The sequence below is a fragment of the Nocardia fodinahabitans genome (genome assembly GCF_052983615.1).
Map to the genome: position 1 here is coordinate 6,370,091 of NZ_JBRJJC010000001.1, position 15,427 is coordinate 6,385,517.

Genomic DNA, 15,427 nt, shown 5'->3' on the forward strand with positions numbered 1-15,427 from the left:
CCGGCTCCAACAATACGTGCGGGTAACCCTTGGACGCTGTTCACATATACGGAGTAGAGGTGCACACTGCCCTGGAACCGGAGTTCGAATTCGTACCCGTCCGGGCCCCATACTCGGTATTGGAAAGGAGTCGGCGAGTGTTCAGCCGCATCGCCATCGTCAACAGGGGAGAGGCCGCCATGCGGCTCATCCATGCCGTCCGTGATCTGGCAGCGGCGAGCGGGCTACCGATCGAAACGGTCGCCCTGTACACCGACGTCGACCGTAACGCCACGTTCGTCCGGGCCGCCGATGTCGCCTACGACCTCGGTCCGGCCGCGGCCCGTCCGTACCTGGATCTCAAGGTGCTCGAGCAGGCCCTGGTGGCCACCAAGGCCGACGCGGCCTGGGTCGGCTGGGGCTTCGTCGCCGAGGATCCGGCCTTCGCCGAACTGTGCGAGCACATCGGCGTCACCTTCATCGGCCCCAGCGCCGAGGCCATGCGCAAGCTGGGCGACAAGATCGGCGCCAAGCTGCTCGCCGAGGAAGTCGGGGTCCCGGTCGCGCCGTGGAGCCGCGGCGCGGTCGACACCGTCGAGGACGCCATCGAGGCCGCGGCCGAGATCGGCTACCCGCTGATGCTCAAGGCGACCGCCGGTGGCGGTGGGCGCGGCATCCGCGTCATCACCAACGAGGCCGAACTGGTCGACGCCTACGAGCGCACCAAGCAGGAAGCCGCGCGCGCCTTCGGCAGCGGCGTGGTCTTCCTGGAGCGGCTGGTCACCGGCGCCCGCCACGTCGAGGTCCAGGTGATCGCCGACGGTCAGGGCACGGCGTGGGCGCTCGGCGTCCGCGACTGCTCGGTGCAGCGGCGCAATCAGAAGGTCATCGAGGAATCCGCGTCGCCCGTGCTCAGCGCGGAGCAGACCGGCGAGCTGAAGGCCTCCGCCGAGCGCCTCGCCGTCGCGGTCGGCTACTGCGGTGCGGCGACCGTCGAGTTCCTGTACCACCCGGGTGAGCAGCTGTTCGCGTTCCTCGAGGTCAACACCCGCCTGCAGGTCGAGCACCCGATCACCGAGTGCACCACCGGGGTCGATCTCGTGCACGCGCAGCTGTCGGTGGCCTCCGGCGTCAAGCTCGAGGGCACCCCGCCGGTCGAGCGCGGCCACGCCATCGAGGCCCGGCTCAACGCCGAGGACCCCGACCGCGACTTCGCGCCCGCCCCCGGCCGCATCGTGCGGCTCGACCTGCCCGCGGGCCCCGGCATCCGCGTGGACACCGGCGTCAGCGAGGGCGACACCATCCCCGCCGACTTCGACTCGATGATCGCCAAGATCATCGCCTACGGCCGCGACCGCAACGAGGCCCTCGGCAGGCTGCGCCGCGCCATGGCGCAGACCCGGGTGGTCATCGAGGGCGGCGCGACCAACAAGAGCTTCGTCCTGGACCTGCTCGACCAGCCCGAGGTGATCGACGCCAGCGCCGACACCGGCTGGATCGACCGGGTGCGCGGCGAAGGCCGCCTGGTGACCCACCAGCACTCCGCCATCGCACTGGCCGCGGCCGCGATCGACGCCTACGAGGACGACGAGCGCGCCGAGCGGCACCGCCTGCTGTCCACCGCCTCCGGTGGCCGCCCGCAGGTCCAGCACGAGAGCGGCCGACCGCTCGACCTGAAGCTGCGCGGCGCGAGCTACCGGGTCCGCGTGGCCCGCATCGGCGCGCACCGGTTCCGCGTCGGCATCGAGGCCGGTACCGAACTGACCACCGCCGATGTCGATCTCGAGCGTTTCGATCAGCACACCGGGCAGATCGTCGTCAACGGCACCCGCTACCGCCTGATCACCGGCACCCACGGACCGACCCACCTGGTCGACGTCGACGGCGTGACCCACCGGATCAGCCGGGACGAGGGCGGCGTCGTCCGCTCGCCCGCGCCCGCCCTGGTCGTCGGCACCCCGCTCGAGGTCGGTGCCGAGGTCGAGGCAGGCGCCGCGGTGCTCGTGCTGGAGAGCATGAAGATGGAGACGGTGCTGCGCGCGCCGTTCCGCGCCCGGCTCAAGGAATGCGCCGTCTCGGTCGGTACCCAGGTCGAGACCGGTGCCCCGCTGCTGCGGCTGGAGCCCCTCGCCGACGACGACGAATCAGGCGAGACCGAAGCGGTCGGGACGGTCGAACTCGACCTGCCCACCGAGCCCACCCCGCGGCAGCCGCACGAGCGGCTGGCGCGCGGCCTGCAGGATCTGCGGAGCCTGCTGCTCGGCTTCGACGTCGACCCGCACGACGACCACCGCGTCCTCGACGAATACCTCGCGGCCCGCCGTGATTCCGTCGCAGGCGATCACCGGCCGCTGGCCGAGGAACTCGAACTCGTCCAGGTCTTCGCCGATCTCGCCGAACTGAGCCACAACCGCGCGGCCGACGACGAGCACAGCGCCGGTCACCTGCACAGCGCGCGCGAGTACTTCCACACCTACCTGCAGAGCCTCGACGTCGAGCGGGCCGGCCTGCCCGAGGCGTACCAGGCCGAGCTCGCCCAGGCGCTGAGCCACTACGGCGTCACCGAGCTGGATCGGACCCCCGATCTCGAGGCCGCGGTGTTCCGGATCTTCCTGGCCCAGCAGCGCCCGACCGACACCGCCGAGGTCATCACCACGTTGCTGCGCGAGTGGCTGCGCGAGCCGATGCCCGACCAGGTGCTGCGCGAGCCCGTCGGCCTGGCGCTGGAGCGACTGGTCGCGGCCACCCAGGTGCGCTTCCCGGTGATCGCCGACCTCACCCGTGGCCTGGTCTACGGCTGGTACGGCCAGCCGCTGCTGCGCCGCAACCGCGCCCGCGTCTACACCAACGTCCGCAAGCACCTGACCTACCTGGACGCGAACCCGGACTCGGCCGACCGCGCCACCCGCATCGCCGACATGGTGCGCAGCACCGAACCGCTGGTGCGGCTGCTCGGCCAGCGGCTCGAGCGCGACAAGCCCGAGCACACCGTGCTGCTCGAGGTGCTGACCCGCCGCTACTACGGCAACAAGGGTCTGACCGGCGTGCACACCGAGCAGGTCGGCGGCACGTCCTTCGTCGTCGCCGAGCGCGACGGCGCGAGCCTGGTCTCGGCCGCGGTGAGCTTCGATGAGCTCGGCACCGCGCTGCGCGGTCTCGGCGAGCTGGCCAACGGCGCCGCCTCGATCGACGCCGACATCTACCTCAGCTGGGAAGCCCAGCCCGAGGACTTCGACGCCATGGCCGCGGCCCTGCAGGAGGTCCTCGGCGGGTACCAGCTGCCGCAGCAGGTGCACCGGATCACCGCCACGGTGGCAGGCAGCAACGGCGCGGTCATGCACCACCACTTCACCTTCCGTCCCTCGGCCACCGGGATGGCGGAGGAGCGGCTGATCCGCGGTCTGCACCCCTACATCGCACAGCGCATGCAGATGGAGCGGCTGCGCAAGTTCGACCTGACCCGCCTGCCGTCCTCGGACGACGAAGAGGTCTACCTGTTCCGCTGCGTCGCCAAGGGCAACCCCTCCGACGACCGCCTGATCGCCTTCGCTCAGGTCCGCGACCTGGCCGCGCTGCGCGAGCACGACGGCAGGCTGCTCGCCCTGCCCACGGCGGAGAGCACCATCGCCACCTGTGTCGACTCGATCCGCCGGGCGCAGTCGCGGCGGCCTTCGGCCAAGCGGCTCAACACCAACCGCATCGTGATGTACATCTGGCCGCCGATGGATGTCACCAGCGAGGAGCTGGCCACGATCGGCGGACACGTGCTGCCGACCGCCGGTGGCGCCGGGCTGGAGGAGATCCTGCTCATCGCGCGTCAGCGTGACCCGAACACCGGCGAGCTGACCAAGGTCGGCGTCCGGATCACGGTCGGCGCGACCGGCGGTTCCGAGGTGACCGTCGGCGAGCTGACCGACGAGCCGGTCGAGCCGCTCGACGAGTACCGCCAGAAGGTGCTGCGCGCCGCGGGCCGCAACACCGTGTACCCGTACGAATTGACCGGTGTGCTGGGCGATTTCGCCGAGTACGACCTCGACGCCGACCACGCGCTGGTCCCCGTCGACCGGCCGAAGGGCCGCAACACCGCGGCCATCGTCGCCGGCGTGGTCAGCACGCCGACCACCCAGCATCCCGAGGGCGTCACCCGCGTGCTGCTGCTCGGTGACCCGACCAAGTCGCTGGGCGCGCTCTCGGAGCCCGAGTGCCGCCGCGTGATCGCCGCGCTCGACCTCGCCGAACGCCTGCAGGTGCCGCTGGAGTGGTACGCGCTGTCCTCCGGCGCCCGGATCTCGATGGAATCCGGCACGGAGAACATGGACTGGGTCGCCGCCGCGCTCAAGCGGATCGTCGAGTTCACCCAGGACGGCGGCGAGATCAACATCGTGGTCGCGGGCATCAACGTCGGCGCGCAGCCGTACTGGAACGCCGAGGCCACCATGCTCATGCACACCAAGGGCGTGCTGGTGATGACGCCGGACTCGGCGATGGTGCTGACCGGCAAGCAGTCGCTGGACTTCTCCGGCGGTGTCTCGGCCGAGGACAACTTCGGCATCGGCGGCTACGACCGCGTGATGGGCCCCAACGGCCAGGCGCAGTACTGGGCGCCGAACCTGACCGCCGCCCGCGACGTGCTGATGGCGCACTACGACCACACCTACGTCGCGCCCGGCGAGCAGTCGCCGCGCCGGTCGCAGACCGTCGACCCCAGCGACCGGGACATCTCCAGCTTCCCGCACGTGCTGGCCGACAGCTCCTTCGCCACCGTCGGCGAGATCTTCTCCGCGGCCGCCAACCCGGATCGCAAGAAGCCCTTCGACATCCGGACCGTGATGCGCGCGCTGGCCGACCAGGACCACCCGGTGCTGGAACGCTGGGCGGGCATGGCCGACGCCGAGACCGCGGTGGTGCAGGACGCGCACCTCGGCGGAATCCCGGTGTGCCTGTTGGGCATCGAGTCGCGCAACGTGCCGCGGCGCGGTTTCCCGTCGACCGACGGCCCCGACACCTACACCGCGGGCACCCTGTTCCCGCGGTCGTCGAAGAAGGCCGCCCGCGCCATCAACGCGGCCAGCGGAAACCGGCCGCTGGTGGTGCTGGCGAACCTGTCGGGCTTCGACGGCTCGCCGGAGTCGATGCGCAAGCTGCAGCTCGAGTACGGTGCCGAGATCGGCCGCGCCATCGTCAACTTCGAGGGCCCGATCGTGTTCACCGTGATCTCGCGGTACCACGGCGGTGCGTTCGTGGTGTTCTCGAAGGCGCTGAACCCGAACATGACCGTGCTCGCGTTGGAGGGCTCGTTCGCCTCGGTGCTCGGTGGCGCCCCCGCCGCCGCGGTCGTCTTCGCGGGCGAGGTCAACTCCCGGACCGCGGCCGACCCGCGCGTGCGCGATCTGGAGACCCAGGCCGCCAACGCGTTCGGCACCGACCGCGCGACCCTGACCGCGGAACTCGACGAGATCCGCTCCTCGGTGCGCGCGGAGAAGCTGGGCGATGTGGCCGCGGAGTTCGACCGCGTCCACAACATCCAGCGCGCCGTCGAGGTCGGTTCGGTCGACGCCATCGTCAGCGTCACCGAGCTGCGTCCGCGCATCATCGCCGCGATCGAGACGGGCCTGCCGAAGTAGCTCTCGGGACGACACGAGCCGCCCACCCTGGTCCAACCAGGGTGGGCGGCTGCGTTTTCGGCTGGTGGCGGGGACGGTATCGGATCGCCGGGCATCGCGGCCAGCTCCGCGTTGCCCATCTGTGCCTGCCAGGCGTCCCAAGTGTGGCGCCGGGTGGGCACGTGGCGTTCCTCGACGGTCGCGCCCAGCGGCGGCAGTTTGTCGACGAAGCGGTAGTTCTGTTCGTCGGCCGGTACACCGGAGCGGGGTCGGTTCGGCGGTACTGTGCAGGTCGGTGCCCACGGAGCGGAGGCTGACGTGAACGAGATCTGGGCGGTGGTGCACGCCGAGCGTGCTGCGCTGATCGCGGACCTGACGGACCTGCCCACGCAGCGGTGGTCGACGCCGTCGCTGTGTTCGGGCTGGGATGTGCACGATGTCGTGGCGCATCTGACCGACGACGCGAAGACCACCCGGCTGGGGTTCTTCATCCACTTCGCCGCTGCCCGTTTCGATTTCGACCGTTTCAACGACGCGGGCGTGGCACGGGAGCGGGCCGAGGATCCCGTGCGGACGCTGGCCGCGTTCCGGGCGGCGAGCCACCGGACCACCGGTGCGCCGGCACCGAAGGCGACCCGGTTGATCGAGGCCTTCGTGCACGGGGAGGACATCCGGCGGCCGCTCGGCCTGCATCGGGACTACCCCGTCGCGCCCGTCGTGACGGCGGTGCGGCATCAGCTCGGCACCTCGGTGAAGGTCGGCGGTGGCAAGGAGCGCGCGCAGGGCCTGCGCCTGACGGCGACCGACGCCGATCTCGACGTCGGCGACGGTCCGCAGGTCCGCGGCACCGCCGTGGCCCTGCTGCTCGCCCTGTCCGGAAGGGCGCTCGAAGTAGGGGAGTTGGACGGTCCGGGCGCGGCGACGCTGACCGGCCGGACGCACCCCGCGTGAGCGTACGCCCGCTCGGCGAACTCCCGTCGCTGCCGATACGGCCGGCGACGCGACAAAGATCGCCAACCCACAGTGCTTCCGCCATGTTCGTGATCCACTGGCCGTCGATCCCGACGGCTGTCGCGACCCGGATGGACATCAGTCCGGCGGTGCTCACCGGCACCGCGACCGGCATCGTCGGCGCCACGGCCACCGGCGCGGTGTGCGTCCGGTCACGGCCGAAATCGCGTGCCAGCGCAGACGTGACCACGGTGGCGGGGTTCCGCAGTGGGCCAGGGTCGCTGCTTCGCTGTTCCGTTGACGGCACTACCGGCCAGTCTCTGGCGGATCGGCGTGGGCCGCGACGCTGACGATCTTGTGGACCGCCGCCGTCCCGCAGGCCGCGATCACCGGCGGGTCCCGCTTCATCCGAGAGTATTTCGGCATCCCGGCCGACCGCAAGATGCCGGCCCGGATCTCTCGGCTACGCCGACGGCGATCACCCGGCCAACAGCTACCGGACCGCCCGCCCTGGGCGAGGTCGTCACCTGCCGGGATCCGTAGCCGGAGACAATGTCGTCTCCTGTCCGCCCCGGCTTTCGGGCCGGGGCGGACATCGGTCACCCGCCGAGCCGCCAGTCGGTGGGCGTGAACTGTTCGATGTGCAACCGTTCGGCGGGTACGCCCGCGGCGGCCACCTGCGCGCGGATCGCGTCGAGGAAGTCGTCGCCGCCGCAGACATAGACCTCGGCATCGTCGGGAATCGTGACCGCCGACAGATCCATCCGGCCGCGATGCGCGCCGTCGGTCGGCTCGGCGTACCAGCACGCGATGTCGGCGTGGTCGAGGCGGTCGACGAGCGCGAGCACCCGCGCGCGCAGAGGGTGGGTTTCGGCGCTGCGATCGGCGTGCAGCACCTGGACCGGCCTGGCCGGGTCACGCGCGGCGAGATGTTCGAGGATGCCCACCATCGGGGTCACACCGATGCCGGCGGAGATCAGCACCAGCGGTGTGGTGGCATCGGGGTCGATGGTCAGGTCGCCGAAGGGCAGGGAGATCTCGAGCTCATCGCCCGCGGTGATCCGCTCGTGCAGCCAGGTCGACACCTCACCGGCCGGACAGCCCGGCGTTGCCGCGACCCGCTTCACCGCGAATGCCAGCGTGCCGTCCCCGCCCGCCTCGATCAGGCTGTACTGGCGCAGCTGACGCGCGCCGTCGGGCAGCCGAACGCCCACCGAGACATACTGTCCCGCAACGAATCCGGGGAGTTCCTCGGCCGGATCGACGGCACGGACCCGGAAGACGGCGACCCCCGCCGGATCGTCGGTGCGCTCGGTCACGGTGACGGTACGCAGCACCTGCCCCGGTTGCACGCCCGCCTCGATGTAGAGCTGCTTCTCCAGGTCGATGAGCGCGTCGGCCATCAGCCAGTACACCCGGTCCCACGCGTCGGCGACCGGCGCGGTGACCACGTCGGCGCCGAGGACCTCCACGATCGCGGCGAACAGCGTGTCGTGCACCACCTGGTACTGGTCGGCGGTGATGCCCAGCGACGCGTGCTTGTGCCCGATCCTGGCCAGCATCGCCGACGGGTGCGGCAGCGCGGGGTCGACGAGGTAGGTCGCGAAGGTGGCGATGGAGGCGGCGAGCGCGCGGGGCTGGCTGCCCTGGGCCTGATTGCCGCGGTTGAACAGGTCACGCAGCAGCTCGGGGTGATCGCCGAACAGGGTCCGATAGAAGACGGTGGTGATCTCGTCGACAGCGGCGGCGATCACCGGGAGCGTCGCGCGCACGATCTCGGCCTGCGCCGGAGCGAGTTCGGGGTGCGAGCGGGTGGGTGCGGTCATCAGGACTCCTCGGCATCAGCGGGCGCGCGCCGCGATGTCCGCGCGCGCAACGGCAGCAGCTGCCCGGCCGAACCGGCGACGAGATCGGCCACCGTGAACCGGTCGAGCTCGTGATAGAACGCCTCGGCGGCCTGTGCCAGCACATGGCGCAGACGGCATCCCGCGATCATCGGGCACGACGGTGGCCCCGCGCAGTCGACGACCTCGGGGCGTTGTTCCAGTTGCCGGATCAACGTCCCGAGCCGGGTCGAGCGCGCGGTGCCGGTGAGCACCAACCCACCGCCACGGCCGCGGGTCGTCGCGATCACACCGATCTCGACGAGCCGGGCCACCACGGTGGACACGGTGCGTTCGGAGGCACCGACCTGGTGGGCGATCGCCTTGATCGTCACCCGGTCGCCGTGCTGGTCGGCCGCGGCCAGACGCATCACGGTGCGCATCCCGATATCGGTCGACGCGGTCAGCTGCATGGCATCGACGCTACCGCCCGGCGAACCCGGTATTCGCCCTGATCAGCGGTGTCTTCGATTACGCACGGCGCTGCGTAATTGCCGTCACAGCGCGGTGTCGGCCCGCGGCGATGACACCGGCGGCTCGTAGCCGGGACAGCTCGCTGTCGCCGAGGCCGACACCTCGGTGAAGACCTGATCGGTGTCGGCGCCCAGTGCCGAGGCGCGCGTCAGTGACGGAAAGGCGCCGCTCAGCGATGAGCAGCACTCCCGATCAGGCCACCAAGGGTCTTCCGGGAACTGGGCCATGGCGAACACCAACGCGGTTCGCTTCCGGGGCCGGCGAGGCGGGCGCGTCGGCCGTCAGCCGGTCGGGTACGGCGCGATCGAGCCAGGATCGAGCGGCGAGGTACTCGTCCGGCCGCGAGGACGCGCCGGCGAGAGCCGTCGACCATTCCGATGCGGGTAGTCGATTACTCGTGAGGTCACCGATCCCGGGCGACGACGATGGCGTGCACATCCACCGCACAGCCAGGTCTCGGGAAGTGATCGCCATGACTGCCACCCACCTACCGTCGACAGCCGTGAGTCCGGCGAGCGAAGCCGTGCCCCGGACCGGCTACGAACCCGGCTTCCTCGCCACCAGGATCGAGGTACCCGAGCTCGACGCCGAGCTCGATGGCGACGCGGTGCGCCTCGACGGGTCCGCGGTCATTCCGTACACCCACTTCTCGCTGGTGCTGAGCGCCTCGCGGCGCTTCGCCCGCTGGGTGGCGTGGAATATCGACGGCGCGTCGATGAAGCGCATCGACCGGACCGGCATCGAGTTCGTCAAGGATTCGCGTCTGCCTGCCCAGGCGCAGGTGGGAAACGAGCTCTACCAACGCAATCGGCTCGATCGCGGGCACCTCGCGCGGCGCGCGGATCTGCTGTGGGGGAGCATGCCCGACGCCGAGAAGGCCAATGTCGACTCGTTCTTCTACACCAACATCACGCCGCAGATGAACGACTTCAATCAGAGCAGCCGCAACGGTGTGTGGGGGCAGCTCGAGGACGCCGCATTCGCCGACGTCGACATCGACGACCTGAGGGTGAGCGTGTTCGGCGGACCGGTATTCGCCGCCGACGACCGCGTCCACCGTGGCGTGGCGCTGCCCCGCGAATACTGGAAGCTGATCTGCTTCGTGGAGGGCGGCCGGCTGAAGTGCCGGGCCTTCCTGCTGACCCAGCGCCTCGACCAGCTCGAAGCCCTCGAACTCGACGAGTTCCGGGTCTTCCAGGTGGCGGTGGCCGCGCTGGAGCAGCGCACCCGGCTCCGCTTCCCGGACGCTGTGCGGGCCGCCGACACCCTGGCGGTCGCCGAGTCGGCGGCACCGCCCGCTCCATTGACCTCCACCGCCGACATCGCCTGGTGACGGCGGCGGCGCACCCGCTTCTACGATGGAGCGATGGTTGGTGCGGTCCTGTCCTTCACTCTCGCCGCGGTCGTCCTCGTGCTGCTGCCGGGCCCGGACACGCTGGTCGTGGTGCGCAGCCTCGTCCGGGGTGGGCGCCGGGCCGGGTTCCCGCCTCCGGGGGATGGCGTTGCAGTTCCAGCCAGTAGCTGATCACCACCACGGCGTATCCGGACACCAGCGAGCCCACGGCCAGTGCACAGAGCCCGCCGATCACGGCCAACGCTGTCACCACTTCCGCCCCGACCGGCCGCGGTGATCGCCGCGCCGCCGATCCGATCGAGCGCGCTTGGCCGCATCCGCCAGGTCGGCGATGTCGAAAGCCAGCGAACGTCCCTCCTGCACCAGGTCGCGACCCGAATCGGTAGCCGTGCGCCGGATTTCGCGCTGATGCGCGGCCACCGCGGCACCCACCTCCCGGGCGAGCTCGCCGAACGCCGCCAGATCCTGCGCGGCCGTCTCGACCCATCCGCCTACTACCGTTGACACCAGCAACCTCATCGTCGCCACCCCGCCGGAATATTGAGTGAACAGTTGTGCACTGACATCACTACGCTATCCGGTAACGGAGGTACCGGCAAGTCCACTCAGGCTTCGGGTGCGCCGCGGCTGCGGCCTGACCTCGTTCACCGTCGCCCTGCTGCCCGGTCTGGATCGGTTCCACGGTGACCGGACCTATCGGCCTTGTCGCTCAAGGCATTTCGACGGTTTCGGCCCTGGCTATCTCGTTGATGGCGCGCAGTACCGACTGCTGGGCGGGCACTCGCGCGGCGGTGGCCAGATAGTCGATCAGCAGAATCGCCGCGGGCTGGGGATCGGTCTGCGGGCCATCCTCGCCCTCGTCGATGCCGAGCGCCCCGGTCAGCGCGCTGACGACTGCGGCCGCGTCCAGCCGGGGCAGCCAGACCATCGACCGTCGCACCACCGCTTCGAGGACGTCGCGCACATCGTCCCCGGTGAGACCGTCCGGATGCGCGATCTCCAGCAGCTCTCGGACGATCGCTGCCAGCACCGCGCCCACCTGGTCGGACGGCAGCTCGGCGAGATCGCCGGTGGCGGAACCGAATCCCGGTTCGTCGGCGGCCTGCGCCGCGAGCAGGGCGGCCTCGATCGCGGTCGCGATCTTGCGGGCCGGTGCGGGCCACTCGGTCGGCCACATGGCGCGGGTTCTCCTCGCGGGTCGGTGCGCACGTCCGTGCGCGAGCGAGTGCCAGCGTAGCGAGCGCGGGTGACGGGCCGCGAGGTCCGGTGCGACCTACCCTGATCGGTTATCCTGGGGGCGATCTCAGGAAGGCTTCGCATGCCCATCAGATTCCGTCAGCGCAAGTCGTTCGGCCCGCTGAAATTCAACTTCACCGAATCCGGTCTGTCCTCGTGGAGCATCAAGATCGGCCCGTGGACCTGGAACTCGCGCACCAGGAAGAACAGCGTCGACCTGCCGGGTCCGCTGAGCTGGCGCCAGCGCTGACCGAACCACCCGACCGCCGGATCACCCATCCGTGCGGTGCGGTGAGGTCGTTGTCGTCAGCCGGCGAGAGATGTTCGCTCGCTGACGATCTGAGTCATGATGGCGACCGCGTGGGAGAGGACGGTGATGTCCTCGTCGGAGAGCTTGGACAGCTGGTCGGTCAGCCATTCCTCCCGGGCCTGAGCCTCGTCGGAGAGCAGGTCGAGGCCGGATTGTGAAGCGGCGATGATGATCTGGCGTCCGTCGGTCGGATGCGGAGATCGCTCGACCAGGTTCATCTCGGTGAGGGAGGCGATGACGCGGGTCATCGACGGTGGCTGTACGCACTCCCGGCCCGCCAGGGTTCCGGGTGTCATCGCGCCTTCTCGGGCCAGCGTGGACAGCGCCGAGAGTTGGGTCAGGGAGATGTGCGGATCGGCGCGACGGCCGCGCAGGCGCCGCGCGAGTCGGACGGTGGACAGGGAGAGATCACCGGCGAGAGCGCGGGCGTGCGGCAAAGGCGTGGTCATACTCGTGAACTTTACGAACAAAACGGCCTCGACGGCTACCGATCGGCCGGGACCGGGGGAGCGATCCCCCGGAACCACCGCAGCGGACGGGGTGCTCAGCTCGCGGCCGGGCCGTAGTCGAGGTGGATGACGCCGTTGTCGTAGACGTCGGTCGAGAGCAGCGCGAGGGGGGTCTGCTCGCCGTCGACCCAGAACCGCTCGCCGGTGCCCAGCGCGATGGGGTACACGAACAGGTGCAGGTGGTCGACGAGGCCGTCGCGCAGCAGCGCGCGGACCAGCGTGCCGCTGCCGCTGATGTAGATCGTGCCTTCGGTCTCGTCCTTGAGCTTGCGGATCACGTCGGCGTCGTAGGCGCCGAGGCGGACGCTGTTGGACCACTCGACCTTCGGTTCCTGCGACCCGACGATGTACTTGGTGGTCTCGTTGAAGAACGGGGCACCCGGGTCGTCCTCGACCGTGCGGGTCGACCAGGCGGGGGCGAACATCTCGAAGGTGTTGCGGCCGAGCAGGATCGCGGTGGCGTCGCCGGTGATCGCGCCGAGGGTTTCGCCCATCTTCGGATCGAATCCGTAGGCGACGGTGAACGACGGGTCGTCGTACATGCCGTCGAGAGCGATGAATTCGTGTACTGCGATGCTGCCCATGATGGTGTCCCTTCGGTGGTTGTCGTCAGCGGTGTTTCGCTGTCGAAAACTACCTTGCCGGAACCGCCTTACGGTTTGTTTACGGTGGCGCGCGGGCGAACGGAAACCGTGCTCAGCAGCGGCGAGGGACCCCCGGACAGAACAGTCCCCGGTAGCGTTGATCGACACCATGAACCTCAGTCGTCGCTGACTGCCCTGGTTTCCGATCGGCTTGCCGGGGGCCTGGCCGGAGCCTGGGAAAATGTCACCACCGTCGACAGACGTCTCCGTCGGCTGCGCGGCCTTTTTCCGGTGTTCCGGTGTACATCCAGTCTTCTCCGGATTCTGCCGCTGTCAATAGCTGCGACTACCCGAATGTGGCGGAAAATAAGCATTGTGCCGAGGGTGGGCGTGGAGGACAGTGGGTATGTCCGGTGGTGCCCACCGGGGCGCCGCCTTTACCCAGGTAGGAGGTGGCTCGTGTACGCACGTTCAAGCACAATCGCGGCCCAGCCGTCGTCGATCGACGCCGGGATCGCATACCTCCGCAATGACCTCATGCGGAAACTGCCCGAAGTAGAGGGCTGGGTCGGTCTGTCGCTGATGGTGGACAGAGCGACGGGACGCTGTATCGCGACGACCGCATGGGAATCCGAGGAGATGATGCAGGCCAGTCGGCCACGCGTCCAGATGTTGCGGGACGGCATGGCCCAGGCGCTGAACGGCCCGGTGGAGAAGGTCGAGGAATGGGAAGTAGCGGTCATGCACCGCGATCACCTGGCCGGCCCGAACGCGTGCACCCGGTGCACCTGGGTGCAGGTCGATCCGTCCGCTGTCGACGGCGCGATCGAGACGTTCAAGGCGCAACTACTGCCGGAGTTCGAGAAGCTCGAGGGTTTCCGCAGCGCCAGCCTGTTCGTCGACCGGGCCACCGGCCGCGGCGTGGGCTCGACCGTGTGGGCGAGCCGCGAGGAGCTCGACAGCAGCCGTGAGCACGCGGATCGGATCAGGGCGATGGCGACCCGGGTCATGGGTGCCCAGATCGTCGACGTGGCGGAGTTCCGGCTGGGATTCGCGCACCTGCGGGTGCCCGAGCTGGTGTGACTGCCGATCACCGCACGTCGCGCCCGTACCGTGGACGGCATGGGCGAACGTGTGGTGGTCATCGGTGGCGACGCGACGGGAATGGCCGCCGCGTCGCAGGCCCGCAGGCTGCGGGGCGATGACGAACTCGAGATCGTGGTGTTCGAGAAGGGGTTTCACGCCTCGTATTCGGCGTGCGGCATTCCCTACTGGGTGAGCGGGGACGTCGACGATGTCGACGACCTGATCGCCCGCTCACCCGCCGAGCACCGCGATCGCGGGATCGACCTGCGCCTGCGCACCGAGGCGATCGAGATCGATCCGGCCGGTCGCCGGGTGCTCGCGCGTGATCTCGGCACCGGAGCGCAGTCCTGGACGGACTACGACAAACTCGTCCTGGCGACCGGTGCGACACCGGTCCGTCCGCCGCTGCCCGGTATCGATGCCGACGGCGTGTACGGCGTGCAGACCCTCGACGACGGCCAGGCTCTCATCGATGGGCTGGTGGCGGCGCCGGGGCGCGAAGCGGTGGTCGTCGGTGCCGGGTACATCGGCGTCGAGATGGCCGAGGCGCTGGTCACCCGCGGATTCCGGGTCACGATGGTGACCCGGGGCGCCGAACCGATGTCCTCCCTCGACCCCGACATGGGCGCCCTGGTGCGGAAGGCCATGGAGGGGATGGGGATTCGGGTCGTGCCTGACGCCGAGGTGACCGGTGTGCCGACCGGTGCGGACGGCCGGGTTCGCGCGGTGGCGACCGTCGACACCGAGTATCCGGCCGACGTGGTGGTCCTCGGAATCGGTGTGCGCCCGGCCACCGATCTCGCCCGCCGCGCCGGCCTGCCGCTGGGGGAGTACGGCGGCCTGCTCACCGACCTCGCCCAGCGGGTGCGCGGGTACGACGAGATCTGGGCCGGTGGGGACTGCGTCGAAGTGCTCGACTTGGTGTCGGGCATGTCGCGCTATGTGCCGCTGGGCACGCACGCCAACAAACACGGCCAGGTCATCGGATCGGGTGTCGGCGGCGGTTACGCCACGTTCCCCGGTGTCGTCGGTACTGCGATCAGCCGGGTGTGCGATCTCGAGGTGGCGCGCACCGGATTGCGGGAGCAGGACGCCGAACGCGCGGGCCTGCAGTTCCACGCCGTCACCATCGAATCCACCGGCCGTGCCGGCTATTTCCCCGGCGCGGCACCGATGACGGTGAAGATGCTCGCCGAACGCCGTACCGGCCGCTTGCTCGGCGTGCAGATCGTCGGCCGCGACGGCGCCGCCAAGCGCATCGATACCGCGGCCGTCGCGCTCACCGCGCGGATGACGGTGGAGCAGGTGATCGCGCTCGATCTCGGCTACGCGCCACCGTTCTCGCCGGTCTGGGATCCCATCCTGGTCGCCGCGCGCGCCGCGACCCGCGCGGTGGTGCGCGGCGGGTAGCCCCTCAGCCGGACTGCGTCGCCAGGAATTCACCGGCGAGCCCGCGCC

General features: G+C 70.0%; 14 protein-coding genes. 7 read left to right on the forward strand and 7 right to left on the reverse strand.

The annotated features are described in order from the left end of the window. Positions 1 to 137 precede the first annotated feature (137 nt). Both NV348_RS29980 and NV348_RS29985 read left to right on the forward strand, forming a co-directional pair. A complete protein-coding gene (locus NV348_RS29980) occupies positions 138 to 5,603 on the forward strand; it encodes an ATP-binding protein (RefSeq protein WP_447149855.1) in 5,466 nt (1,821 codons plus the stop codon). 297 nt (positions 5,604 to 5,900) lie between these two features. Next, positions 5,901 to 6,533 (forward strand): maleylpyruvate isomerase family mycothiol-dependent enzyme, encoded by a 633-nt coding sequence (locus NV348_RS29985; protein WP_447149856.1) that lies wholly within the window; start codon positions 5,901 to 5,903, stop codon positions 6,531 to 6,533. Positions 6,534 to 7,132: 599 nt separating this feature from the next. On the opposite strand, the gene NV348_RS29990 is transcribed toward NV348_RS29985, so the two are convergent. From NV348_RS29990 to NV348_RS30000, 3 genes are all read right to left on the reverse strand, one after another. Next, a complete protein-coding gene (locus tag NV348_RS29990) occupies positions 7,133 to 8,359 on the reverse strand; it encodes a globin domain-containing protein (protein WP_447149857.1) in 1,227 nt (408 codons plus the stop codon). Beyond that, on the reverse strand, positions 8,359 to 8,829 hold the full coding sequence (locus tag NV348_RS29995) for an RrF2 family transcriptional regulator (protein WP_447149858.1): 471 nt from the start codon (positions 8,827 to 8,829) through the stop codon (positions 8,359 to 8,361). Before NV348_RS29995 ends, NV348_RS29990 begins: the two co-directional genes overlap by 1 nt. Before the next feature lie 84 nt (positions 8,830 to 8,913). Then, positions 8,914 to 9,117, reverse strand: coding sequence for a hypothetical protein (locus NV348_RS30000; protein WP_447149859.1), 204 nt, complete (start codon positions 9,115 to 9,117; stop codon positions 8,914 to 8,916). Positions 9,118 to 9,392: 275 nt separating this feature from the next. Here NV348_RS30000 and NV348_RS30005 point away from each other — a divergent pair, with 275 nt between their 5' ends. Together NV348_RS30005 and NV348_RS30010 are read left to right on the forward strand one after the other, a co-directional pair. Continuing rightward, positions 9,393 to 10,223 carry a DNA/RNA non-specific endonuclease gene (locus tag NV348_RS30005; RefSeq protein ID WP_447149860.1) on the forward strand — a complete coding sequence of 277 codons (831 nt, stop codon included), beginning with the start codon at positions 9,393 to 9,395 and terminating at the stop codon, positions 10,221 to 10,223. 33 nt (positions 10,224 to 10,256) lie between these two features. Beyond that, the gene (locus tag NV348_RS30010) at positions 10,257 to 10,415 is read left to right on the forward strand and encodes a hypothetical protein (protein ID WP_447149861.1); all 159 of its coding nucleotides are present in this window, start codon (positions 10,257 to 10,259) and stop codon (positions 10,413 to 10,415) included. A gap of 75 nt (positions 10,416 to 10,490) precedes the next feature. Here the strand turns inward: NV348_RS30010 and NV348_RS30015 are convergent, their stop codons facing one another. Both NV348_RS30015 and NV348_RS30020 read right to left on the reverse strand, forming a co-directional pair. Then, the gene (locus NV348_RS30015) at positions 10,491 to 10,751 is read right to left on the reverse strand and encodes a hypothetical protein (RefSeq protein WP_447149862.1); all 261 of its coding nucleotides are present in this window, start codon (positions 10,749 to 10,751) and stop codon (positions 10,491 to 10,493) included. Between the two features lie 202 nt (positions 10,752 to 10,953). After that, positions 10,954 to 11,421 (reverse strand): hypothetical protein, encoded by a 468-nt coding sequence (locus NV348_RS30020; RefSeq protein ID WP_447149863.1) that lies wholly within the window; start codon positions 11,419 to 11,421, stop codon positions 10,954 to 10,956. A gap of 141 nt (positions 11,422 to 11,562) precedes the next feature. On the opposite strand from NV348_RS30020, the gene NV348_RS30025 reads away from it, so the two are divergent. Next, a complete protein-coding gene (locus tag NV348_RS30025) occupies positions 11,563 to 11,730 on the forward strand; it encodes a DUF4236 domain-containing protein (protein ID WP_218721039.1) in 168 nt (55 codons plus the stop codon). A 56-nt stretch (positions 11,731 to 11,786) separates the two neighbouring features. On the opposite strand, the gene NV348_RS30030 is transcribed toward NV348_RS30025, so the two are convergent. Beyond that, the gene (locus NV348_RS30030; RefSeq protein WP_447149864.1) at positions 11,787 to 12,239 is read right to left on the reverse strand and encodes a MarR family transcriptional regulator; all 453 of its coding nucleotides are present in this window, start codon (positions 12,237 to 12,239) and stop codon (positions 11,787 to 11,789) included. A 95-nt stretch (positions 12,240 to 12,334) separates the two neighbouring features. Then, positions 12,335 to 12,883 carry a dihydrofolate reductase family protein gene (locus NV348_RS30035; RefSeq protein ID WP_447149865.1) on the reverse strand — a complete coding sequence of 183 codons (549 nt, stop codon included), beginning with the start codon at positions 12,881 to 12,883 and terminating at the stop codon, positions 12,335 to 12,337. A gap of 537 nt (positions 12,884 to 13,420) precedes the next feature. On the opposite strand from NV348_RS30035, the gene NV348_RS30040 reads away from it, so the two are divergent. Together NV348_RS30040 and NV348_RS30045 are read left to right on the forward strand one after the other, a co-directional pair. Further along, entirely contained in the window at positions 13,421 to 13,966 is a 546-nt protein-coding gene (locus NV348_RS30040) for a hypothetical protein (protein WP_447149866.1), read from the forward strand. A gap of 39 nt (positions 13,967 to 14,005) precedes the next feature. Then, entirely contained in the window at positions 14,006 to 15,379 is a 1,374-nt protein-coding gene (locus NV348_RS30045) for an FAD-dependent oxidoreductase (protein WP_447149867.1), read from the forward strand. Positions 15,380 to 15,427: the final 48 nt, after the last annotated feature.